Source organism: Streptomyces sp. SID10853 (assembly GCF_010548145.1).
In the GTDB taxonomy this organism is placed as follows: Bacteria; Actinomycetota; Actinomycetes; order Streptomycetales; family Streptomycetaceae; genus Streptomyces.
Genome location: NZ_JAAGLN010000041.1, coordinates 1 through 20,963, shown reverse-complemented (window position 1 = coordinate 20,963; position 20,963 = coordinate 1). Strand labels below are relative to the sequence as shown.

Genomic DNA, 20,963 nt, shown 5'->3' with positions numbered 1-20,963 from the left:
ACCCGCATACATCCACCGGCGGAAGAGCGTTAGCCATCGACCCGATTTCATTCCCGCATACCCTCCGACCAGCGCTTACGCACGCGAAATCCATGAGGCGCGCCATTCGTTCCGGCCGCTGCGGCGCCAAGAGAACCGAACGCAATAACAGACCGGCGTTGCGCTATTAAGGGAAGGCGGCCGCTTTCCCGCTCTCGTATGCTGACCGAGTCATGCCATCAGATGGATTTCTCCGGGCACGCAGACCGGAGCAGAAGCAACAGCGGCGCGAGTCCATTCTCGCGGCCGCCCGCAGCCTTGCACGGGAACACGGAGTACGACGGGTCACGCTGGGCAGCGTCGCCGACGCCGTGGGGCTCGCGAAGTCCAATGTCATCCGGTACTTCGGCACCCGCGAGGAGATCTTCCTGGTGCTCGCGGCAGAGGACTGGGAGGAGTGGCGGCGCGAGGTGGCCGCGCGGCTGGACGCCGGTGACGAGGCCATCGGCGCACTCGCCGAAAGCCTGGCCGAGCGCCCGCTCTTCTGCGATCTGCTCAGCCAGGCCGCGACGATCCTGGAGCACAACATCTCGCTGGAGGCGGCCCGCACCTACAAGCTCGCCGTGCTCACCGCCATCTCCTCGCTCAGCACACAGGTCGCGCGGGCCCGCCCCGGACTGACCGAGGGCGAGTGCACCGATCTGGTCTCGACCGCAGGGGCGCTCGCGGGCATGCTCTACCCGATGGCCACGCCACCGCCCGTACTGGCCGAGCTGTACGCCCAGGAACCACGGCTCGCGGCGGTCCGGCCTCCACTGCTGCCGACGCTGCGCCGCACGCTGTCCGCACTGGCCGCCGGGCTGCCCGCCGTACGCTGACGGCCGTCACCGGCACCCGAACGCCACACCGGCGTTCGCTGTGCGGGTCGCGCGGGATGGATCCCCGGTGACCACGACACGCAGCAGCACCACGCACCACGGCACCACCGCCGGCCTCCGGACAGACGCCACCACCGCCGTTCCCGGGGCAGGCACTGCCACCAGCGTTCTGCGCGGCGCGGCCCGTGCCCTCGCCGTTGCGGCCCTCGCAGCTCCGGCCCTCCCCACTCCGGCCGCCGCCGCCATTGCCGCCATCGTCGCCGCCCCACTGTTGCTGCCCCGCCGGCCGCGCCCGCCACCGCGGCGGCCCCGCACCCCGTACGCCCCGGCCCCGGCCCCCATCCCTCCCTTCCCGGCCCCTCGCAGCGGGCGGCGGCGCAGCTGTCCCGGGAACTGGTGCGGGCCTCGACCGCGCAGGGCGCCTACCGGCAGTTGCGGAAGCTCCAGTCCATCGCCGACGCCCACCACTCCACCCAGGCCGCCCGGCCACGAGGCGTCGGCACGGTACGTCCACGACACCCTGCGGAAGGCGGGGTACCGGGTCTCGTACCAGCCCTTCCCCATCACCTGTCGAGGTCGCCCAGCAGTTCGCCCGGCTCCGCCCACCGCACACCCACCGCCAACAGCCCGCCAACAAGGTGCGGTTCGCCTGGTGGTCGGCGGAGGAACTGGGGCCGCGCGGCTCCGAGGCGTACGTCAAGAGCCTCACCGCCACCCGGCGCAAGCAGCTCGCCCTCTGTCTGAACTTCGACATGATCGCCTCACCGGACGACGCACAGCTCGTCCATGACGGCGTTCGGCGTCAACATCGCCGTCATGGCCGATGCCGTGGGGACGTACGCGTCGGACGTACGCGTCGGACGCACGCCCGTTACGAGGGGGCAGCTGACAGGGAACCGACAGGGAAACGTCCGCAATCTTGGCCACAGGGTCACCGGAGGGAGTGGTTCCGATCTCGGTTCACTCCGGGTTCACTCCCGATTTGTCACGGCATGGGACCTTTGCGGGGCCGTAGTGCCCCACCACCGTGGCTGCGCCCGGTGGCGCTTCCCCGGTAGGCTTTCCGTGTGATCTTCAAGCGCATCGGAAGCGGACGCCCGTACCCCGACCACGGCAGGGAATCCACCCGCCAGTGGGCGGATGTCGCGCCGCGCCCGGTCCGGCTGGACCAGCTCGTGACCACCAAGGGCCAGCTGGATCTGGAAACGCTGCTCGCGGAGGACTCCACGTTCTACGGGGATCTCTTCGCGCACGTCGTGAAGTGGCAGGGCGACCTCTATCTGGAGGACGGACTGCACCGGGCCGTGCGAGCCGCACTCCAGCAGCGGCAGGTCCTGCACGCCCGCGTGCTCGACATGGGCTGACGCGCCCCGCGACCCCCGCCACACCTCCCCACGCCCCCCGCCGGGGCGCGGCTCACGGCTAGCGCCCGCAGCGGTCCACGCAGCGAATCCACGGAATCCACCCTGGCCAGAGCCGTTTACTGGTCCTTTTGGGGCCATTTTCGCTCATCCGGCGGTCATCAGATGATCGTTAAGTTCGCATCACTGCCCCGCCGCACTACGCTGCGCTCATGAGCATGCTCACACCCCCCGGCATGGGCGGAAAGTACCGCATCACGGGCGACAAGTACCCGAGGATGCACCGCCCCCGACGGCGTGGCCGACTGGTCTTCGGGATCGTGGCCGCAGTCGTCGCCCTCGGCCTGGTCGGCTGGGGATCCCTGCAGCTCATCCACCTCTTCACCGGCGACTCCCACAAGGTGTCCGCCGCCGGGCAGCAGCACGACTGCAAAGCCGGTGCCTCGCCGTCCACCGCGCCGGCGAAGGCGCTGCCCGCGCCCGCGAAGATCAAGGTCAACGTCTACAACGCGACCCCGCGCGGCGGTCTCGCCAAGTCCACCGCCGATGAGCTGAAGAAACGTGGCTTCACCATCGGGAAGGTGGGCAACGCCCCGGCGGCCTTCGACAAGAAGATCCCCGGCACCGCGCTGCTGCTGGGCTCGGCCAGGACCCCGGGCACGTCGTTCTCCGTACTCGGTACGCAGGTCAAGGGCGCCACGCAGAAGACGGACACCCGGAAGACCGGCGATGTCGACCTGATCATCGGCACCGGCTTCAAGGCCCTGGACACGAAGCAGGACGCCGCCAAGGCGCTGGCCACACTGGCCCACCCTCAGCAGACGTCCGCCGGGAAGTGCTGACGCGGGGAACCAGGACGGTACGGCCCGGGACCCCCGGCGCCCGGAACGCCGCGGTCGCCCCGCCGGCTACTCCGCCGACCCGTACATCCGGTCACCCGCGTCGCCGAGCCCCGGCACGATGTAGCCCTGCTCGTTGAGCCGCTCGTCGACCGATGCGGTGACCACCGTGACCGGTGTGCCCGCCAGCTCGCGCTCCATGACCTCGACGCCCTCGGGCGCGGCGAGGAGCACCACGGCCGTGACGTCGTCGGCGCCCCGCGCGATCAGCTCACGGATCGCGGCGACCAGCGTCCCGCCGGTGGCCAGCATCGGGTCCAGGACGTACACCTGACGACCCGAGAGGTCGTCGGGCATCCGCGACGCGTAGGTGGACGCCTTCAGCGTCTCCTCGTCGCGGACCATGCCGAGGAAGCCCACTTCGGCGGTCGGCAGCAGCCGCACCATGCCTTCGAGCATGCCGAGCCCCGCCCGCAGGATCGGCACGACCAGCGGGCGCGGGTACGACAGCTTCACACCGGTCGTCGCCGTCACCGGGGTGTCGATGTCGACCTGTTCGGTACGGACATCGCGGGTGGCCTCGTACGCGAGCAGGGTGACCAGCTCGTCGGCGAGGCGCCGGAAGGTGGCGGAGTCGGTGCGCTTGTCGCGCAGCGTGGTGAGTTTGTGCGCCACCAGCGGGTGGTCGACGACGTGGATACGCATACGACAACGGTAACCGGGCCCCGGACCGGCCGGTGCTGGCATCAACCCGCCGGAAGCGGGGAAGGCGGGCCGGTACGAAGGTGGTGTGGTCCATGCCCGAGTCCGAGCCCGCGAACGCGGCCCGCAGCGAGGCCGGCGACAAGCCGGAGAGCGCCGCCGAACGGCGGCGGCGCCGGGCGCAGTTTCTCCATGAGCTGAACGAGGCCAGGGAACTCCGCGACCGTGTGCAGCCCAGGCGCGCCAAGGTCGCCAGGCTGCGACAGGCCATGCGTATGCGGACGTTCCGCTGGTAGCGGCGTACCAAGGTTTTACCGGCCGGGGGAAGCAACACGCAGACCTGAGCCCGAAGACCTCTCGCGAACGCCATGTTTCTGCCACGATTCCCACTGGGCGGCGCACAGCGCGCCCTTTCGATAGACACCCCTAAGACCAGTGGGAGAGTCACGGTGTACTTCGCCGCACTGCTCGCGCGCACCGAAGACGGGTGGGAAGCGAGCGACACGGAGCTCGACGATGTGGAAACCCTCAGTGATCTGACCGATCTCGCCCGGGATGCCTCCGGGGACGAGGACACCGTCCTCGTCTTCATCGAACAGGAGGGCGCCTGGTTCGGTGTCGTCCGGGTCGATGGCGAGGATGATCCACGGATCTACGTCTCGGACGCCGCAGCCGCAAGCCGTTCCTCGTACGGAGAGATCCTCCTCACCGACGAGCTGATGGGCCGGGACCCGCAGGACCCGGACGCCCTGGAAGAACTTGTCGATCTCGACGGTACGGAGGACGGTGAGCTGGAGGAGGACGGGGACGACCCGGCCGACGAGAGCGAAGCCGTACCGCCGGGACCGCTCGGGGACATCGCGATCCTCGCCGACCTCGGCGTGACGGAGAAGGAGCTCCTGACACTCGGCACCGACGCACTGGCGGACATCGCCGACGCACTGGGCGCCGCCGAAGTCCTGGAAACCGTCCGCTGACCTACCTCAGGTGCCCGACGGCCGGACCCACGGCTGCCGGCAGACCGCTGCCGGCGCCCCCGGCGGGCACACCATCGAACAGACGAGCAGATGACCGATCCCGATCCCCTACGTGATCCCTGGGCCGCGCCGATGCGACGGGCCCTCGCCGAGGCCGCGCGGGCGGCGAAGGCCGGCGATGTGCCGGTCGGCGCCGTCGTGCTGGCCCCGGACGGCACACCGCTCGCGGCGGGCCACAACGAACGCGAGGCGACGGGCGACCCGACGGCACACGCCGAGATCCTGGCGGTCCGCCGGGCCGCGGCGTCGCTGGGCGAGTGGCGGCTGACCGGCTGCACGCTCGTCGTCACGCTGGAACCGTGCACGATGTGCGCGGGCGCGATCGTCCAGTCGCGGGTCGACCGGGTCGTCTTCGGCGCGCTCGACGAGAAGGCGGGAGCCGCGGGCTCGCTGTGGGACGTCGTACGGGACCGCCGGCTCAACCACCGTCCCGAAGTGGTGGCCGGGGTGCTCGCGGACGCGTGCGCCGAGCAGCTGACGGCCTTCTTCCGGGACCGCTGACGGCCCCTCCGGGTCCCTCCGCCGAAGCCGATTTCTGACCACGGCCGACCTTGGGCTAAGCTCTCTCTCGGTAGCGTGTCCGAGCGGCCGAAGGAGCTCGCCTCGAAAGCGAGTGTGGGGAAACTCACCGTGGGTTCAAATCCCACCGCTACCGCTTTCACACCCTCCTGATCTGCGGAAACGCAGTCAGGGGGGTGTTTTGCGTGCTACCGGCGCGCCGGTACGGCCTGCCTCCCGCCCTCCCCTTCGTCTCCGTCCATAACGGGTCTTTTCCGCCCGGATCTCCGCCCTGTGTCACGGCCGGTCCACTCCCGTGTCACAGGAGTGTCCTGGTGACCCCGCCCGGTGAACTCCGGTGGTGCCGGCCGCATCGGACCTGAGAGAACGGCCTGCCTGGCAGGGAAATCCGACCCTACGGAGAAGCAATGCGCATGCAGAAGATCTCGGTCCTCACCCTCGTCGCCGTCGCCGCCGGCCTCTCTCTCACGGCCTGCGACAACGGCAGCGACAGCTCCAGCGCTCCCGCGAGCTCGTCCGCCGCAGGCTCGGACAGCCAGAGCCAGGCCGGTTCGGACCAGGCAGGTTCGGCCGGTTCGGCCAAGACCGACTCGACCTCGGCGCACGGCGCGGGCACCCGCATCTCCAACAACTCCGGCAGCGCCGCCGATGCCGGCCCGAAGTCGGGCTCAGGGCACGCCTCCGGCAGCGCCTGCCGGACCGCGAACCTGGGGTTCACCACCTCGGGCGCCATGGCCGAGGGCGAGCTGATCATCAACCTCAAGAACAACGGCGCCGGCACCTGCACCCTGCACGGCTTCCCGGGTGTGGACCTCAAGGGCCGCGACGGCACCGTCAGCGCCACCCGCAACAAGGCCGCCGCCCCCGATGTCAGCGTCGCGCCCGGCGACGAGACCCGCTTCACCCTGCACTACCCGCCGAACAACTCCGGCGGCTCCGGTGTCACGTTCACCAGCCTGGTCGTCACCCCACCCAACGAGACCCACTCGCACACCATCGCCCAGAACATCAACATCCCCGCGTCCCAGTCGGGTCCGGCCATCTCGGTCGACCCGGTCGGCTCGGGAAAATAACCGCGGCGGCCCCGCGGGCCGTCTGCCGCGGGCGGTTCCAGCCCCCGTGCCGGCCGTGGATACGGCTCGTCTGTCACCGCCGGGTGCGGCCCGCCTGCCGCGACCGGATCCGGCCGTGACACCCGTCCCGGCCCGCACCCACCGGCCCTTGATCCCCCGGCGCCCCGTCCGGTTAGACTCTCGCGACTGCTCAGGGACCCCAGGGGAAGCAGGGCCGAACGGTGCCAGTGAAGAAGATCATTCTGTACATAGCAGTCGTTTTTGTGCTGTACACGATCATCACGTCACCGGCCAGGTCGGCCGACCTCGTGCAGGTAGGGTTCGAAGGAATCTCCAACGCCGCGAAAAGCGTCGGTCAGTTCATGACCGAACTGGTGAGCTGAGCCCGTACGTCCGTTCCGTAAGGAGTCCCCTTGATCCGCCACCTGGTCCTCTTCAAGCTCAACGAGGGCGTCTCACGTGACGAGCCCCGGGTCGTGGCCGGCGCCAAAGCGTTCGAGGAACTCGGCGGACTGATCCCGGAGACGGAGTTCTGGGAGTGCGCCTGGAACATCACCGACCGGCCCATCGCGTACGACTTCGCCATCAACTCGGCCGTCCAGGACACCGACGCCCTGAAGCGGTACCTCGAGCACCCGGCCCACCAGGCGGCCGTCGGGCAGTGGAGCGAATTCGCCACCTGGGTGATCGCCGACTACCCCTTCTGAGCCAATCCCCGATTCACCCCTGAGCGCCGTTTGAGCCCTTCTGGGGTACGGCCCTCCATCGTTTCGATGGAGGGCTTTTCTGCGTTTCGGGCCGGTTTGACCACCTTTTCACCGTCAACACGGAGCCAAGCGGTGCTTGCACACAGTGCACATGTCTTGTGATGCTATGACCGCTTTTGACCGATGAGTTGACCAAAAAGTCGACCAAAAAGGGGTGGCGTGACCGTGCCGGCCAGTACTGCGCCTGAAGTACCGCCCCAGACCGCCCTGCCCCAGAACAGTCAGACCCCGGCCTCCCGGACGCAGAACGACCCGACCCGGAACGGCCAGACACCGAACGGCCAGACACCGAACAGTCAGGCACCACCGAACAGCCAGACACCGAACGGCCAGATCTCGTCCCCCGACAGCCAGGCCACGGTCGAGGAGACCCCGGCGCCGGCCAAGACCCGGGGGGCCGACACCAGGGCACTGACCCAGGTGCTGTTCGCCCAGCTCAAAGGGGTCGAGCCGGGCAGTGCCGAGCACACCAGGGTGCGTTCGGCACTCATCGAGGCGAATCTGCCGCTGGTCCGCTACGCCGCCGCCCGGTTCCGCAGCCGGAACGAGCCGATGGAGGACGTCGTCCAGGTCGGCACCATTGGCCTGATCAATGCCATCGACCGGTTCGATCCGGAACGCGGCGTGCAGTTCCCGACCTTCGCGATGCCGACCGTCGTCGGCGAGATCAAGCGGTACTTCCGCGACAACGTACGGACCGTCCACGTCCCCCGGCGGCTGCACGAGCTCTGGGTCCAGGTCACCGGCGCCACCGAGGACCTCACGACGATGCACGGCCGGTCCCCCACGACGGCGGAGATCGCCGAACGGCTGCGCATCAGCGAGGAGGACGTGCTGTCCTGCATCGAGGCAGGTCGCTCCTACCACGCGCAGTCCCTGGAGGCCGCCCAGGAGGGCGACGGGCTGCCCGGGCTGCTCGACCGGCTCGGTTACGAGGACCCGGCGCTGGCCGGGGTCGAGCACCGCGACCTGGTCCGGCATCTGCTCGTCCAGCTGCCCGAGCGCGAGCAGCGGATCCTGATGCTGCGCTACTACAGCAATCTGACGCAGTCGCAGATCAGCCAGGAACTGGGCGTCTCCCAGATGCATGTATCAAGACTGCTGGCCCGGAGCTTCGCCCGGCTGCGATCCGCAAACCGGATCGAGGCGTAACCGGTACGGGTGACCCGCACCCGAAGCAGAAATGCCCCACACCCCCTCTTTCCAGCGCACATTTGTCGACTTGGCGCTACAGCGCGTTGCCGACATGTGACATTCTGCTGGAACCGCGTTTGCCGCAGTCCACCCTCCGGTATTCAGGTGGAGGCTGCGTTCCTCCGACGGGAGCGTCCGCCGCGACCGTCCGCGACCTCAAGGGGGTGGCATGTCCGCAGAACAGGGCAGCTCGAAGATGCTCACGAAAGACGCACCGGAGACACTCAGCTCCGAATTGCCGAGCTCTGGCGCCATCGACACCCGCACTCTGTCCCGCTCCCTCTTCCTGCGGCTCGCCGTCCTGGCCTCCCAGGAACCGGACAGCCCGGAGCGCACCTATGTGCGGGACACACTGATCGAGCTGAACCTGCCGCTGGTGCGTTACGCGGCGGCCAGGTTCCGCAGCAGGAACGAACCGATGGAGGACATCGTCCAGGTCGGCACCATCGGCCTGATCAAGGCGATCGACCGGTTCGACTGCGAACGGGGCGTCGAATTCCCGACGTTCGCCATGCCGACCATCGTCGGCGAGATCAAGCGCTTCTTCCGCGACACCTCGTGGTCGGTGCGGGTCCCGCGCCGCCTCCAGGAGCTGCGGCTCGCGCTGACCAAGGCCAGTGACGATCTGGCCCAGAAGCTCGACCGCTCACCGACCGTCCCCGAACTCGCCGTGGCACTGGGCGTTTCGGAGGAGGACGTGGTCGACGGGCTCGCGGTGGGCAACGCGTACACCGCGTCCTCGCTCGACTCGCCCTCGCCCGAGGACGACGGCGGCGAGGGGTCTCTGGCGGACCGTCTCGGCTACGACGACACCGCGCTGGAGGGCGTCGAGTACCGGGAGTCCCTCAAGCCGCTGCTGGCCAAACTGCCCCCGCGGGAACGGCAGATCATCATGCTGCGGTTCTTCGCGAACATGACGCAGTCGCAGATCGGCGAGGAGGTCGGCATCTCCCAGATGCATGTGTCACGGCTGCTGACGCGGACGCTGGCGCAGCTGCGGGAGGGGCTGATCGGGGAGTAGCCGGGACGCGTTCCCGCCGCCTCCGTGCGGAGGGGTTCGGCCACCACCGGGCTCCTCCGGTTCTTCTGCGCCCACCGGGTTCCTAATTGACGACCCGTCAGACACACTGGCGCGATGCGACGCCAGCACGCGGCCATCGCCGCCACCGCAACGGCCCTCTGCCTGGGCGGCCTGGTGGCCGCTTGCGCGGGCGGCACCGCACACCACGGCTATGCCGCCGTCGGCGCGGCGGGTGCCGGCCAGGCTCTCACCACACCCGTGCCACCCTCCGGGAAGGTCACCCTGACGCCCCTGGACGGGCCGGGAGCGGCCGCGGGGCGCGGCGGTGGGCCGACGACACCCGGAGCCGGCGGTTCCGCGTCCGGGAAGGGCACACAGGGTTCCTCGGCGCCCGGTGGGGCGAACTCCGGTCAGCAGCCGCCGGGTACGGGCGCCTCAGGCGGCGCAGGAAGCCCGGACACCTCACGTACACCGGGCGGACCGTCCGGACCCTCGGCCCCGGGCGGCAGCAGCGGCAGCAGCACCTCGGCCCCGCCCAAATCCGGCTCCGGAGCGAGCACTTCACCCTCCCCCGGCGGATCCGGTGACTCCGGCACCTCGCCCTCCCCCTCGGCAGGCCCCGCCGTACTCAAGGCCGGCGCCCCCGACCGGGCCGCGACGGACAAACGCTGGTGCGAGAAGGTGACCGTGCGCTTCAGCAACACCGGTGGTTCACCGGTCGCTTCGGGCACGGTCACCTTCTCCACGCACATCATCGGCGGGCTCGGGGTGGACTGGGCGACCCGTACCTCGAAACAGCCGCTGCCCGCGCCGATCGCCGCCGGTGCGGCCAAGTCCAGGACGTACACCGTGTGCGTGGACGACTGGCGGGTGCCGCTGGGGATGCACATAGAGACCCGGAAGGTCTCCGTCAGCTGGAAATGACCCTGGGCGGGCCGGAGTCCGGCCCGCCCAGGTCAGCGGAAGAGGATGAGAGCGACTGCCGGGTGCGTCAGCCCAGCGCGAGGAACGCGACGGCCGCCAGCACCACGATCACGGCGATGACCCCTGCGATCAGGCCGATCCGCGGGCCCGACTGCTGCTGCGGAGCGGCCGCGGGCGGAGTGGCGCCCTGCGGTGCGCCCTCGTCGACAAAGGCGCGGAACATCTGGGTGCTGCCCGCGGGGTCGTAGTTGCCCTCGGGGCCTTGGGGCGCTTGGGGGTTGTGTGCCATGAGGCAGGACCCTAGCGAACCCTGCGGTTCCGCCCAACCCCCGGCCGACGGGCAACACCTTCCGAACACCCTTCCGTCACCTCATTGACCTCACTCATGCGGATATTTTAACTTCCCTTTACTCTTCCTGGCCGCATTTAATTTGCCTGCAGCAACCAACGGCTTTAAAGTTGCCTGAAGCAACAACATAGAGTGCTCACAGACAGCCCACAGGGAGGTGCCGTGGCAGCGCAGAGTCAGTACGAAGAACTGGCCAGGCAGCTGAGTGCCATCGGCGCCGTCAAGCGGGGCCTCTCCCGCATACTCCCGCCCGAGTGCCCCGCCGGATCGGCAGCCGTGCTGTCCCTGCTGGGCCAGCACGGCGAGATGCGGATGAGCAGGCTTGCCGAATTGCTCGCCGTGGACATGTCGGTCACCAGCCGGCATGTGGCACACGTCGCGGAGCGCGGCTGGATCGAGCGGTCTCCGGACCCCGCCGACAAGCGCTCCCGCATCCTGCGGCTCACCCCCGCGGGGAACGACCTGCTCGGCGTGCTCGCCGAGCGACACATCGAATCTCTCGCTCGCACGCTCAGCGACTGGTCCGACGACGAAGTCGGGCAGCTCAACGTGCTCCTGGAACGCCTGCGCGCCAGCTTCGGCGACTGCCGGGCCTGGGCCGGACAGCACGAGCAGACCCGTACATCCGCATAGACCCGCACAGACCCGCGTGGATACGCACGGACCCGCGTATCACCCGCGTAAGTAGAGACTGAGGAAACCCATGGCTACGACCACACCAGCCGGTGTGCGGGGCGGCCACGCCAAGCACGGGGGGAATCCCGCACCCCACGGGGGACCACCCGCCCCCGACAGCAGCGCGCCGATGACCCACCGGCAGATCATGGAGGCCCTCTCGGGCCTGCTGCTCGGCATGTTCGTCGCGATCCTGTCGTCGACGATCGTCACCAACGCGCTGCCGAAGATCGTCTCCGATCTGCACGGCAGCCAGTCCTCGTACACCTGGGTCGTCACCGCGTCGCTGCTCGCGATGACGGCGACCACCCCGCTCTGGGGCAAGCTCTCCGACCTGTTCAGCAAGAAGCTGCTCGTCCAGATAGCCCTGGTCATCTACGTTCTGGGCTCGGCCGCCGCAGGTCTGTCGCAGAACTCGTCGACGCTGATCATCTTCCGTGTCGTCCAGGGCATCGGCGTCGGCGGTCTCTCCGCCCTCGCGCAGATCGTCATGGCCGCGATGATCTCTCCGCGTGAGCGGGGCCGGTACAGCGGCTACCTCGGCGCCACCTTCGCCGTCGCGACCGTCGCGGGACCGCTGCTCGGCGGTGTCATCACGGACACCAGCTGGCTCGGCTGGCGCTGGTGCTTCTACGTCGGTGTGCCCTTCGCGATCATCGCGCTGATCGTGCTGCAGAAGACCCTGAAGCTCCCGGTCATCAAGCGTGAGGTCAAGGTCGACTGGGGCGGCGCGTTCTTCATCGCCGCCGCCGTGTCCCTGCTCATGGTCTGGATCACCTTCGCCGGCGACAAGTACGACTGGATGTCCTGGCAGACGGGCGCCATGGTCGGCGGCTCGATCGTCCTCGGGCTGCTCTTCGTGCTCGTCGAGTCGAAGGCGAGCGAGCCGATCATCCCGCTGCGGCTCTTCCGCAACCCGACGATCACGCTCGCCTCGATCGGCTCGCTGTTCGTCGGTGTCGCGATGTTCTCCGGCACCGTCTTCTTCAGCCAGTACTTCCAGCTGGCGCGCGGCAAGTCGCCGACGATGTCCGGGGTGATGACGATCCCGATGATCGGTGGTCTGTTCATCTCGTCGACCCTCTCGGGGCAGTTCATCACCCGGACAGGCAAGTGGAAGGTCTGGCTGGTCAGCGGTGGTGTGCTGGTGACCGCCGGGCTCGGCCTGCTGTCCACCATCCGGTACGACACCACGTACTGGCACGTGGCGATCTTCATGGCCCTGATGGGTCTCGGCATCGGCATGATGATGCAGAACCTGGTGCTCTGCACGCAGAACCAGGTCTCCCAGAAGGACCTCGGCTCGGCGTCCTCCACCGTGTCGTTCTTCCGCTCCCTCGGTGGTGCGGTCGGCGTATCGGCGCTGGGCGCGGTGCTCGCCAACCGGGTCACCCACTTCGTCACCGACGGTCTCCACGACCTCGGCCCGAAGGGCGCGGCACTGGCCGGAAAGGGCATGGGCGACGGATCGGTTCCCGACATCGGTGCCCTCCCGCAGCCGCTGCGCTCCATCATGGAGAGCGCGTACGGCCACGGCGTCGCCAATGTGTTCCTGTACGCCGCCGCGTGTGCGCTGCTCGCCTTCCTGGTGACGCTGTTCATCAAGGAGGTCCCGCTGCGGACCCGCGCCGTGGGTGCGCCCGAGGAGGAAGCACCCGCCGACGCCGTCCCGGCACCGATGGCGGAGACTGTTAGTACCAACGCCGTTCCGGCCGGCACCCGGCCGGCCACCGCCACTTCTTACGAGAGTGTCCCGACCACTGAGGAGACGATGCCGATGCAGTCCGTTCCCACCCCAGGTATCACGATCCACGGTGTCGTCAGGGGCGCCGAGGGCGCACCGGTCGGCCAGGCGGCCGTCACGCTGATCTCGCTGGCCGGGCGCCAGCTGGGCCGCGCGATGGCGCAGGGCGACGGCTGTTACGCCGTGGACGCGCCGGCCTCCGGCTCGTACGTCCTGATCGCCTCGGCCGACGGCTTCCAGCCGCAGGCGTCCACCGTGTCCGTCGGGGACGAGGCACTGTCGTACGACATCCTCCTCTCCGGTACGAGCGGTCTCGCCGGTGTCGTGAGGTCCGCCGACGGCGTCAGCGCCGTCGAGGGAGCCATGGTCGTCGTCACCGATGTACGCGGCGACGTGCTGGCCACCGGCAAGTCCGGTGCGCAGGGCGACTTCACCTTCAGCGAGATGATTCCCGGCTCGGTGACCGTCGCGGTGAACGCGACCGGCTTCCGGCCGATGGCCCTGCCGGTGGAGGTCGGCGGCCAGGGTGTGACCCGTATCGAGGTCGCGCTGGAGTCCGGTTCGCTGGTCCAGGGTGTCGTACGCGGTGGAACCGACCGGCGCCCGCTGCCCGACGCCCGGGTGACCCTCGTGGACGCGGCGGGCAATGTGGTGGCCACGGCGACCACCGGGTCCGACGGCGCCTACGGATTCGCCGACCTCAACTCCGGCGATTACACGGTCATCGCGACGGGTTACCCGCCGGTGGCGGGCTCGTTGACCGTCGCGGGAAGCGGCATCGACGGACACGACATCGAACTGGCCCACCCGGGCGAGTAGTCACCAGGCTGCCCCAGCGGATGCGGGGCGCGAAGGGGCCCGGTCAGGCCGGGCCCCTTCAAGCCCCGGACGCGGTGGTGGTGGGCAGGGGACGGCCCGCCACCACCGCCCGGGGCCCACTTTTTTGAAGGAGAGAGAACGGGAATGGGACTTCGCGCACAGGTACGGACGCGCGACGGCTGGGCGGTCCAGCACGCCGTGGTGACCGTGACCGACATGACCGGCGCGCAGGTACTGCGGGCGCAGGTGGGCGAGGACGGCACGGTGAGCGACGACGCGACCCTCGCCCCCGGTCCGCACACCGTGATCGTGACGGCCGTCGGTTACGCGCCCGCCGCGTCCACGGCCTTCGTCACGGCAAGCGGGCGTGCCGACGTCGGCACGGTCGTCCTGGCCAGGCAGGGCGGTGTGGAACTCCCGCCGCCCGGCACCTGGACGCTGGACCCGGCGCACTCGTCGGTGGGCGCGGTCGCCCAGCACCTGGGTATCTCCAGCGTGCACGGCCGGTTCACGGAGTTCGTGGGGCGTATCGAGATCGCCGAGGACGTCGAGAAGTCGCGGGTGGAGGCGGTCATCGCGACGGCCTCGATCGACACGGGCAACGGAATGCGCGACGGCCATCTGAAGTCCGCGGACTTCCTGGACGTCGAGACCTACCCGCAGATCACGTACAGCAGCACCGGGATCACCCCCGCGGGCCCGGACCGCTGGACGGTCCACGGTGAGCTGGCGCTGCACGGCGTCGCCCGTGAGGTCGACCTGAACCTGAGCTACCTGGGCACGGGCCCCGACCCGTGGGGCGGCGTGCGCGCGGCCTTCCACGCGACTGCCGAACTGCGCCGCGAGGACTTCAGGATGAACTACAACCAGGTCGTCCAGGCGGGCATCTCGGCCATCGGGACCACGCTCAAGGTCGAGCTGGACATCCAGGCCGTGCAGGGCGACTCGCTGCCCGGCGCGTAACCGGCCACGCCGGCACCCGCACCGGCCCGCGCGACTTCTGCGCGGACTCGTGCGCGGCTCCTGCGCGGAACTCCGCCCGGCCCCCGGCGGCGCACGCTTTCCGTGTGCCGCCGGGGGCCGGGCGTTGTGCTGTCGCCTGTGCTGGGTGGCTGCGCTGTTTGGCCTGCGCTGTTTGGCCTGCGCTGTTTGTCCTCGCTGTGCTCCCGTGGTGTACGGCTGCGCTGTGTTCCCGTGCTCTGCGCGCCTGTGCTGCCGTTCCGTGGGCCCTACGCCTCGGGCAGCGGCTGGACGGTCAGCTGGCATGACCGCGGAACTGGGTGCCCTCGACGAACTCGACGCCGTCCGGGGCCCACAGCTCTCCGACGGTGCGCTCGCGGGCGACGGCATCCGGCTCGCTCCAGACGGCGACGTAACGCTCCACGATCCGGTCGACGTCCCTGGTGACGGTCTGCGGCATGCTCGGTCAGCTCCCCTGCTCGGTCGGTCTCCGGCCGGGATCCGGCCGTGCACAGCAGCCTCCGGACGGCCGTCGGGGGAGTCAAGGGAGACGTCGCCGCCGGACTCTCCCCCTGGGGAGGGCGCACCATCGCGGGGTGACGCGCTACCTGTCGACGGGCGATTTCTCACGCACCACCCGCATGACCGTCAAGACCCTGCGCCGCTACCACGAGATCGGGCTGCTCGAACCAGCCGCGGTCGATCCGCGGGCCGGGTACCGGCGCTCGGGGCTGGCCGGTCTTCCGCACCCGCGCCGAGGACTGATCCGACACCGGGGGCGACGGCCCTCCCGGCCCGTACGGGGAGTCGTATCGTGCAGCCATGGCACCCAACATCGCGACCAACACCCCTGTGGAACTGCCCGGCCTGCTCGACTTCGTACGCCCCAGGCACCGCGCGATCCTGCTCACCACCCGCTCCGACGGCCGCCCGCAGGGCTCCCCGCTGACCTGTGGGGTGGACGACTCGGGGCGGATCGTCCTGTCGACCTACCCCGAGCGCGCCAAGACCCGCAATGTCCGGCGGGACGCGCGGGTGAGCGTCATCGTGCTGTCGGACGAGTGGAACGGACCCTGGGTCCAGATCGACGGAGCGGGCGAGGTCATCGACTCCCCGGACTCGGTGGAGCCGCTGGTGGAGTACTTCCGCAACATCTCCGGGGAGCACCCGGACTGGGACGAGTACCGCGCGGCGATGATCAAGCAGGGCAAGTCGATCATCCGGATCACCCCGGAGCGGTGGAGCCCGATCGCGACCGGCGGCTTCCCGGCACGGCTGGCCGAGGACGGGTAGGCGCCGGCACCGCGAGTCGGGCGGCCGCCCCTGCGAGGTGGGCGGCCTCCGGCACGCGCCGGGTCACAGCGTGGCGGCCCGCCCGCGCAGCAGTATGTTCTGTGTCCCCAGCCCGATCGCCAGGTACGCGTACAGCGACGCGGTGCCCAGCACCCCGGCTCCGGCCGCGTGGTCGATCCACAGCCCCAGACCGATGTGCACGGCGACCGAGGCCAGCCAGAGTCCGGTGGTGGCCGGCGTTCCCTTGCGCAGTACCTCCCCCTGGGCGCCGTGCCACAGCCGTACGGTCCGTGACCTGATGGCCCCCAGGCCCGCCGCAACCGCCAGGCTCACCACCAGCAGGGCCATGGGCAGCACGGTCAGCCGGTGGTCCTGGAGGACCGTGGCGATACCGAAGGCGATCCCCGCGACGCCCAGGACACCGAGGACGGCCGGTCCGATCAACGAGCCGTAGCGCCTTACCGGGCGGGTGCGCAGCTGCCGGAATATCACCAGGCCGACGATCGCCACGGCCATGACGGGCGCGGGCCCGCCCGGTGTGCTCTGCATGTTCTGCATAGGACAACTCCCCCTCAGGCCACCGCTCTTGACGGCAGCGCCTGACGGGAATTGTCCCCTCAGTGGCCGTCGGCCGCCGCTGAACCCCGCTCCGGCTCTTCCCCTGCCTCGCGTTTGGCCTCAATGCCCGCGATCAGCAGGTCGAGAGCGAAGTCGAAATCGCGCTCCCGCATCTCCTCGACCGTGTCGCCGCCGCGTGCCGCCATCACGTCCTGGGCCTGTTCGAACGTCCGGCGCAGCGAGGGCTGTTCGCTCATCCCGCCCATGGCGTGCTGGTGGTACTCGTCCTGGGTCATCCCGGCCCGTGCGCAGCGGTCCCTGAAGTGGCCCTCGACGGTGCCGAACCCGTACACGAACTGGAAGACCGCGGCGAGGCCCCCGGTCTGGCCGCGCAGCGGCAGATCCGAGTGGCGCATCACGTCCTGGGACGCCGCCGCGAACTTCACCGCGTGCGGCCCGATGTTGAGGAACACGCCGACCAGCGGCGAGACCCAGGGATGGCGGACAAGGATGCTCCGGTATCCGGCGGCGAGCCGGCGCAGCTGAACCCGCCAGTCGCCTGCGCCCTGCCCACCGCTCCGGTCCTGGTCCTGTTCCCGGTCCTGGTCCCCGCTCCGGTCCTGTCCCCGGCTCCGGCCCTCGTCTCCGCCGTCCTCCTCCGCGTCGGGCAGGGCGAGTTCGCCCATCACCGCGTCCAGGGCCAGTTCGAGGAGGTCGTCCTTGGTGTCCACGTACCAGTAGACCGACATCGCGGTGACGCCCAGTTCGGCGGCGAGGCGGCGCATGGAGAACTTCGCGAGGCCCTCGGAGTCCAGCAGCCTGACCGTCGCCGCGGTGATCTTGTCCAGGTCGAGCCCGGCCGGCTGGTCCGTTCTGCGGGTGCGCGTCACCTTTCCGCCCAGCCAGACACTGGCCCGCGCGGGACCCTTCGCACGGTCGGCCGCAGTCACCATGGCGCGCCTCCTCCGGAACGTGTGGATCCACCGGTACCGATGTCGATGTTAGGCCGCCGCCACCCGTACATCTGCCCGCTCGGCCCGCCGGAGCAGCACCGCGGCGAGCAGCCCGCCCGCAAGTACCGCTGCCGCGCCCACCAGTTGGCTGGTCTGCAGACCCGAGGCGAAAGCGTCCGCGACCCGGCCGCGCTCGCCCGGCCCGTCGGCGGCCGCGAGAGCCGCCGGCAGTGAGGCGGCGCCCAGGGCGGCGGGCAGGAGGCCCGCGAAGCGGGAGTTGAGTACGGCGCCGAGCACGGCGACCCCCAGGCCGTTGCCGAATTCGGCCAGGGTGCCGTTGACGCCCGCACCGACCCCGGCCTTCTCCGGCGGGATCGCGCTCATGATCGCGTTGGCCATCGCCGGCATGGCGAACGCGATACCCGCCCCCATGACCACAAGCCCCAGCAGCATCCCGGGGTAGCTGTCCCCGCCGAGCAGCGCGATGGCCGCGAGCCCGGCCGCGAGCGCGGCCATCCCGGTGGCGATGGTGGCGGGCGTGCCGAGCCGGGGCAGCAGCCTGGCCGAGAGCCCGGTGAGGTTCAGCACCACGATGGTCAGCGCCATGGGTGCGGTCCGCAGCCCGGCGGCCAACGGCCCGTACCCGAGGACGAACTGCAGGTGCTGGGTGAGCAGGAAGAGCGAGCCGCCCATGCCGAAGGCGACGAGGATCGCCCCGGCGACGGCGCCGACGAAGCGCTGGTTGCGGAAGAAGTGCATGTCCAGCATGGGGAACGGGATGTGCAGTTCCCAGGCGACGAAAACGGCCAGGAAGACGAGGCCCACGCCCGCGGAGACGGCGACATGGGTGGAGGCCCAGCCGTGGTCCGGGCCCGAGATGATCGCGTACACGACGGCGGTCATCCCGACGGTGGAGAGCAGCGCGCCGAGCAGGTCGGGGCGGTCTCCGGACGGGTTCTTGGACTCCGGTACGAGAGTGACGACGGCGAAGAGCGCGACGACCGCCACCGGGATGTTGATCAGGAAGATCGCACCCCACCAGAAGTGGTCGAGCAGCACACCACCGATGAGCGGTCCGACGGCGAAGCCGAGTGAATTGACCGTGGACCAGAGGCCGATGGCCCTGACACGCTCGGTGTCGTCGAAGATCTGGACGACGACGGCGAGCGTGGTCGTCATCAGCAGGGCGCCGCCGACCCCCATGCCCGCGCGGGCGGCGATCAGCTGTGCGGTGGACTGGGCGAGCCCGGCGACGAGCGATCCGGCCCCGAAGAGCGCGAGACCGGCGATCAGCATCTTCTTGCGGCCGTAGCGGTCCGCCGAGCTGCCCGCGGTGAGCAGCAGACCCGACTGCACCAGCGAGTACGCGTTGATCATCCACTGGATGTCGGCGGTGGAGGCGTGCAGGTCACGGGTGAGGGAGGGGATCGCGACATTGAGGACGGTGTTGTCGAGCAGCACGGTCAGCTCGGCGAGGCAGATCACTCCGAGGATCACCCAGCGCTGGGGATGCGGGGTGGTGACGCTGTCGTGCTCGGCGGCGGTGGCCGTCATGCCGACTCCTGTTTCCTGGGCGGGGCGGGGCGGGGCGGGGCGGGTGGAGTTGTACACCGTAAAGGACATCCTTCTACGGTGTAAATTCGTTTTGCGCCGAGCCGCTTGCGGGTAACTACGTCCGATGAAGCTGACTGGTCGTGTTGCTGAAGTGCTTCTGGTCTCCGGCGTCCTGGCGGCGCTGGCCGTGCCCCCGGCGCAGGCGGCGCATGCCCCCGCCCGCGGCCGCGATGTACCGCTGCGGGTCGCCTCGTACAACATCCACGCGGGTGCCGGGATGGACAACGTCTTCGATCTCGACCGCCAGGAGAAGGCCCTGCGCGCGCTGCACGCGGACGTGATCGGCCTGGAGGAGGTCGATGTCCACTGGGCCGCGCGCAGCGAGTGGCGGGATGTGGCGGGCGAGCTGGCGGAACGACTCGGGATGCAGATGTTCTTCGCCCCGATATACAGCGTCGACGGGCGGGAATTCGGCGTGGCGGTGCTCTCCAAGTACCACATCCTGAAGGCCACGAACCACAAGATCACCCGCCTCTCCACCCAGGACCCGAACCCGGTCCCGGCGCCCGCCCCCGGCTTCGGTGAGGTCGAACTGCGGGTGAAGGGCGTGCCGCTGCACGTGTACGTGACGCATCTGGACTACCGCGCCGACCCCTCCGTACGGGTGAGCCAGGTCGCCGAGACGCGCCGCATCATGGGACGGGACCGGGTCCGCAAGATCCTCCTGGGCGACTTCAACGCGACCCCGGACGCCCCCGAGCTGGCGCCGCTGTGGCGGGAGCTGACGGATGTGGAGCCGGGCAAGCCGACGTTCCCGGCGCTGCATCCGGTGCAGCGGATCGACTACGTGGCGGTGTCACGCGGGGTGGCGGTGCGCGGCGCCGACGTACCCGACACGCTCGCTTCCGACCACCGGCCGATCGTGGCGGACGTGTCGCTGCGGCGGTAGGCAGTGGACGCGGGGAGGGAAGGCCGGGTCGGCGGAACGCGGGAAAAGGGGCGGGCCGGGGAGAGATGCTCCCCGGCTCGCCCCTTGTCGTCCTCCCCTGCCGGTCAGCCGCCGGAGGCGCTCGTGCCGGCCTTCACCTGCGTCAGGTCGTACAGCGTCACCGACCCCACCGTCACCTTCACGAACCGACCCTCGACCCAGGACGTGATCTTCGAAGCGGAACCGCTGCTGGAGCCACCGGGGCCGCCGCCCATACCGCCGCCCGAGACGAAGTAGTGGATCTTCCCGTCCGTCACGTCCTTCTTGAACTGGGCGAGCGTGGGCGAGGGATCGCTGCCGTTGAAGCCGCCGATCGCCATGACCGGCTTCTCGGTCGCGAGCTGGTAACTCGCCGCGTTCTGCGAGCCGATGGCCGCGGCCATCCAGGTGTAGTCGTCGGCGTCAGCACTGATCTTCGCCTTGACCTTGGCACTGACCTTCTGGCCGTCGAGAAGACCGCCCATGCCACCGCCGCCGCCGAAGCCGCCCTCGGCCAGCCCGCCGCCACCCGGCCAACGGCCGGTCTGCGTCCCGCCCTTGCCGGGCCGACCCTGACCCTGGCCTTGGCCTTGGCCTTGGCCTTGCTGACCCTGGCCCTGCCGGCCCTGCCCGGTCGGCGGTATGCCCGCCTGACCGCCGGGAGCGTTACCCGGAGCCTGACCGCCGGGAGCGTTCCCCGGGGCCTGACCGTTCGCGGCGGTCCCGGTCCCGCCGCCCTTCGCGTTGCCCTGCCCGGTGGGCGCCTGTCCCATCCCCGGGCCGCCGCGGCCACCGCC

At 70.0% G+C, this 20,963-nt stretch carries 23 protein-coding genes, 1 tRNA gene and 3 pseudogenes; 20 read left to right on the top strand and 7 right to left on the bottom strand.

Annotated features, from left to right (window positions below):
- Positions 1–212: 212 nt before the first annotated feature.
- The 4 genes and pseudogenes from G3I19_RS11275 to G3I19_RS11260 all read left to right on the top strand — a co-directional run bounded on the left by G3I19_RS11275 (position 213) and on the right by G3I19_RS11260 (position 3,060).
- Positions 213–857 (top strand): TetR/AcrR family transcriptional regulator, encoded by a 645-nt coding sequence (locus G3I19_RS11275; protein WP_164262739.1) that lies wholly within the window; start codon positions 213–215, stop codon positions 855–857.
- Positions 858–1,042: 185 nt separating this feature from the next.
- Positions 1,043–1,597: pseudogene (locus tag G3I19_RS38255) on the top strand (M28 family peptidase); the annotation flags it as partial.
- Between the two features lie 327 nt (positions 1,598–1,924).
- Positions 1,925–2,221, top strand: coding sequence for a type II toxin-antitoxin system VapB family antitoxin (locus tag G3I19_RS11265; RefSeq protein WP_164262735.1), 297 nt, complete (start codon positions 1,925–1,927; stop codon positions 2,219–2,221).
- 209 nt (positions 2,222–2,430) lie between these two features.
- Positions 2,431–3,060 carry a LytR C-terminal domain-containing protein gene (locus G3I19_RS11260; RefSeq protein ID WP_164262733.1) on the top strand — a complete coding sequence of 210 codons (630 nt, stop codon included), beginning with the start codon at positions 2,431–2,433 and terminating at the stop codon, positions 3,058–3,060.
- A 66-nt stretch (positions 3,061–3,126) separates the two neighbouring features.
- Here G3I19_RS11260 and upp read toward each other — a convergent pair whose 3' ends face one another.
- Positions 3,127–3,762 (bottom strand): uracil phosphoribosyltransferase, encoded by a 636-nt coding sequence (upp, locus tag G3I19_RS11255; protein ID WP_164262731.1) that lies wholly within the window; start codon positions 3,760–3,762, stop codon positions 3,127–3,129.
- Between the two features lie 92 nt (positions 3,763–3,854).
- On the opposite strand from upp, the gene G3I19_RS11250 reads away from it, so the two are divergent.
- The 10 genes from G3I19_RS11250 to G3I19_RS11205 all read left to right on the top strand — a co-directional run bounded on the left by G3I19_RS11250 (position 3,855) and on the right by G3I19_RS11205 (position 10,294).
- Positions 3,855–4,055: a hypothetical protein gene (locus G3I19_RS11250; protein ID WP_164262729.1), complete on the top strand. Its 201-nt coding sequence runs from the start codon at positions 3,855–3,857 to the stop codon at positions 4,053–4,055.
- Between the two features lie 153 nt (positions 4,056–4,208).
- Positions 4,209–4,736 carry a hypothetical protein gene (locus tag G3I19_RS11245; protein WP_164262727.1) on the top strand — a complete coding sequence of 176 codons (528 nt, stop codon included), beginning with the start codon at positions 4,209–4,211 and terminating at the stop codon, positions 4,734–4,736.
- A gap of 90 nt (positions 4,737–4,826) precedes the next feature.
- Positions 4,827–5,297, top strand: a complete 471-nt coding sequence (gene tadA, locus G3I19_RS11240) for a tRNA adenosine(34) deaminase TadA (RefSeq protein WP_164262725.1) — start codon at positions 4,827–4,829, stop codon at positions 5,295–5,297.
- Between the two features lie 69 nt (positions 5,298–5,366).
- Positions 5,367–5,451 (top strand) — tRNA-Ser (locus G3I19_RS11235).
- A gap of 271 nt (positions 5,452–5,722) precedes the next feature.
- Entirely contained in the window at positions 5,723–6,388 is a 666-nt protein-coding gene (locus tag G3I19_RS11230; protein WP_164262724.1) for a DUF4232 domain-containing protein, read from the top strand.
- A 227-nt stretch (positions 6,389–6,615) separates the two neighbouring features.
- Positions 6,616–6,771 (top strand): hypothetical protein, encoded by a 156-nt coding sequence (locus G3I19_RS11225; RefSeq protein ID WP_164262696.1) that lies wholly within the window; start codon positions 6,616–6,618, stop codon positions 6,769–6,771.
- A 30-nt stretch (positions 6,772–6,801) separates the two neighbouring features.
- The gene (locus G3I19_RS11220; RefSeq protein ID WP_164262722.1) at positions 6,802–7,095 is read left to right on the top strand and encodes a Dabb family protein; all 294 of its coding nucleotides are present in this window, start codon (positions 6,802–6,804) and stop codon (positions 7,093–7,095) included.
- A 393-nt stretch (positions 7,096–7,488) separates the two neighbouring features.
- Positions 7,489–8,307 (top strand): RNA polymerase sigma factor SigF, encoded by an 819-nt coding sequence (locus tag G3I19_RS11215; protein ID WP_164262770.1) that lies wholly within the window; start codon positions 7,489–7,491, stop codon positions 8,305–8,307.
- 211 nt (positions 8,308–8,518) lie between these two features.
- Positions 8,519–9,370 carry an RNA polymerase sigma factor SigF gene (locus G3I19_RS11210; RefSeq protein ID WP_164262719.1) on the top strand — a complete coding sequence of 284 codons (852 nt, stop codon included), beginning with the start codon at positions 8,519–8,521 and terminating at the stop codon, positions 9,368–9,370.
- 114 nt (positions 9,371–9,484) lie between these two features.
- Positions 9,485–10,294: a hypothetical protein gene (locus G3I19_RS11205; protein ID WP_164262717.1), complete on the top strand. Its 810-nt coding sequence runs from the start codon at positions 9,485–9,487 to the stop codon at positions 10,292–10,294.
- 67 nt (positions 10,295–10,361) lie between these two features.
- Here the strand turns inward: G3I19_RS11205 and G3I19_RS11200 are convergent, their stop codons facing one another.
- Positions 10,362–10,583 (bottom strand): hypothetical protein, encoded by a 222-nt coding sequence (locus G3I19_RS11200; protein WP_164262715.1) that lies wholly within the window; start codon positions 10,581–10,583, stop codon positions 10,362–10,364.
- 222 nt (positions 10,584–10,805) lie between these two features.
- On the opposite strand from G3I19_RS11200, the gene G3I19_RS11195 reads away from it, so the two are divergent.
- The 3 genes from G3I19_RS11195 to G3I19_RS11185 all read left to right on the top strand — a co-directional run bounded on the left by G3I19_RS11195 (position 10,806) and on the right by G3I19_RS11185 (position 14,844).
- On the top strand, positions 10,806–11,276 hold the full coding sequence (locus G3I19_RS11195; RefSeq protein ID WP_164262713.1) for a MarR family transcriptional regulator: 471 nt from the start codon (positions 10,806–10,808) through the stop codon (positions 11,274–11,276).
- Positions 11,277–11,346: 70 nt separating this feature from the next.
- Entirely contained in the window at positions 11,347–13,881 is a 2,535-nt protein-coding gene (locus tag G3I19_RS11190; RefSeq protein WP_164262711.1) for an MFS transporter, read from the top strand.
- A 144-nt stretch (positions 13,882–14,025) separates the two neighbouring features.
- Entirely contained in the window at positions 14,026–14,844 is an 819-nt protein-coding gene (locus G3I19_RS11185) for a YceI family protein (protein ID WP_164262709.1), read from the top strand.
- Between the two features lie 292 nt (positions 14,845–15,136).
- Here G3I19_RS11185 and G3I19_RS11180 read toward each other — a convergent pair whose 3' ends face one another.
- Positions 15,137–15,301, bottom strand: coding sequence for a hypothetical protein (locus tag G3I19_RS11180; protein WP_164262707.1), 165 nt, complete (start codon positions 15,299–15,301; stop codon positions 15,137–15,139).
- Here G3I19_RS11180 and G3I19_RS38075 point away from each other — a divergent pair.
- Positions 15,300–15,554: pseudogene (locus G3I19_RS38075) on the top strand (MerR family DNA-binding transcriptional regulator); the annotation flags it as partial. The gene G3I19_RS11180 and the pseudogene G3I19_RS38075 overlap by 2 nt on opposite strands.
- Positions 15,555–15,663: 109 nt before the next feature.
- Positions 15,664–16,134, top strand: a complete 471-nt coding sequence (locus tag G3I19_RS11170; protein ID WP_164262705.1) for a PPOX class F420-dependent oxidoreductase — start codon at positions 15,664–15,666, stop codon at positions 16,132–16,134.
- Positions 16,135–16,197: 63 nt separating this feature from the next.
- On the opposite strand, the gene G3I19_RS11165 is transcribed toward G3I19_RS11170, so the two are convergent.
- From G3I19_RS11165 to G3I19_RS11155, 3 genes are read right to left on the bottom strand one after another with little or no spacing between them, the layout of a single operon-like run.
- Positions 16,198–16,692, bottom strand: coding sequence for a hypothetical protein (locus G3I19_RS11165; RefSeq protein WP_239074166.1), 495 nt, complete (start codon positions 16,690–16,692; stop codon positions 16,198–16,200).
- Positions 16,693–16,751: 59 nt separating this feature from the next.
- Positions 16,752–17,645, bottom strand: coding sequence for a TetR/AcrR family transcriptional regulator (locus G3I19_RS11160; RefSeq protein WP_164262702.1), 894 nt, complete (start codon positions 17,643–17,645; stop codon positions 16,752–16,754).
- Positions 17,646–17,693: 48 nt separating this feature from the next.
- Positions 17,694–19,199 (bottom strand): MFS transporter, encoded by a 1,506-nt coding sequence (locus G3I19_RS11155; RefSeq protein WP_164262700.1) that lies wholly within the window; start codon positions 19,197–19,199, stop codon positions 17,694–17,696.
- 124 nt (positions 19,200–19,323) lie between these two features.
- Between G3I19_RS11155 and G3I19_RS11150 the strand changes: the two genes are divergently transcribed.
- On the top strand, positions 19,324–20,148 hold the full coding sequence (locus G3I19_RS11150; RefSeq protein ID WP_164262698.1) for an endonuclease/exonuclease/phosphatase family protein: 825 nt from the start codon (positions 19,324–19,326) through the stop codon (positions 20,146–20,148).
- A gap of 104 nt (positions 20,149–20,252) precedes the next feature.
- Here the strand turns inward: G3I19_RS11150 and G3I19_RS37410 are convergent.
- Positions 20,253–20,963: pseudogene (locus G3I19_RS37410) on the bottom strand (glycosyl transferase); the annotation flags it as partial.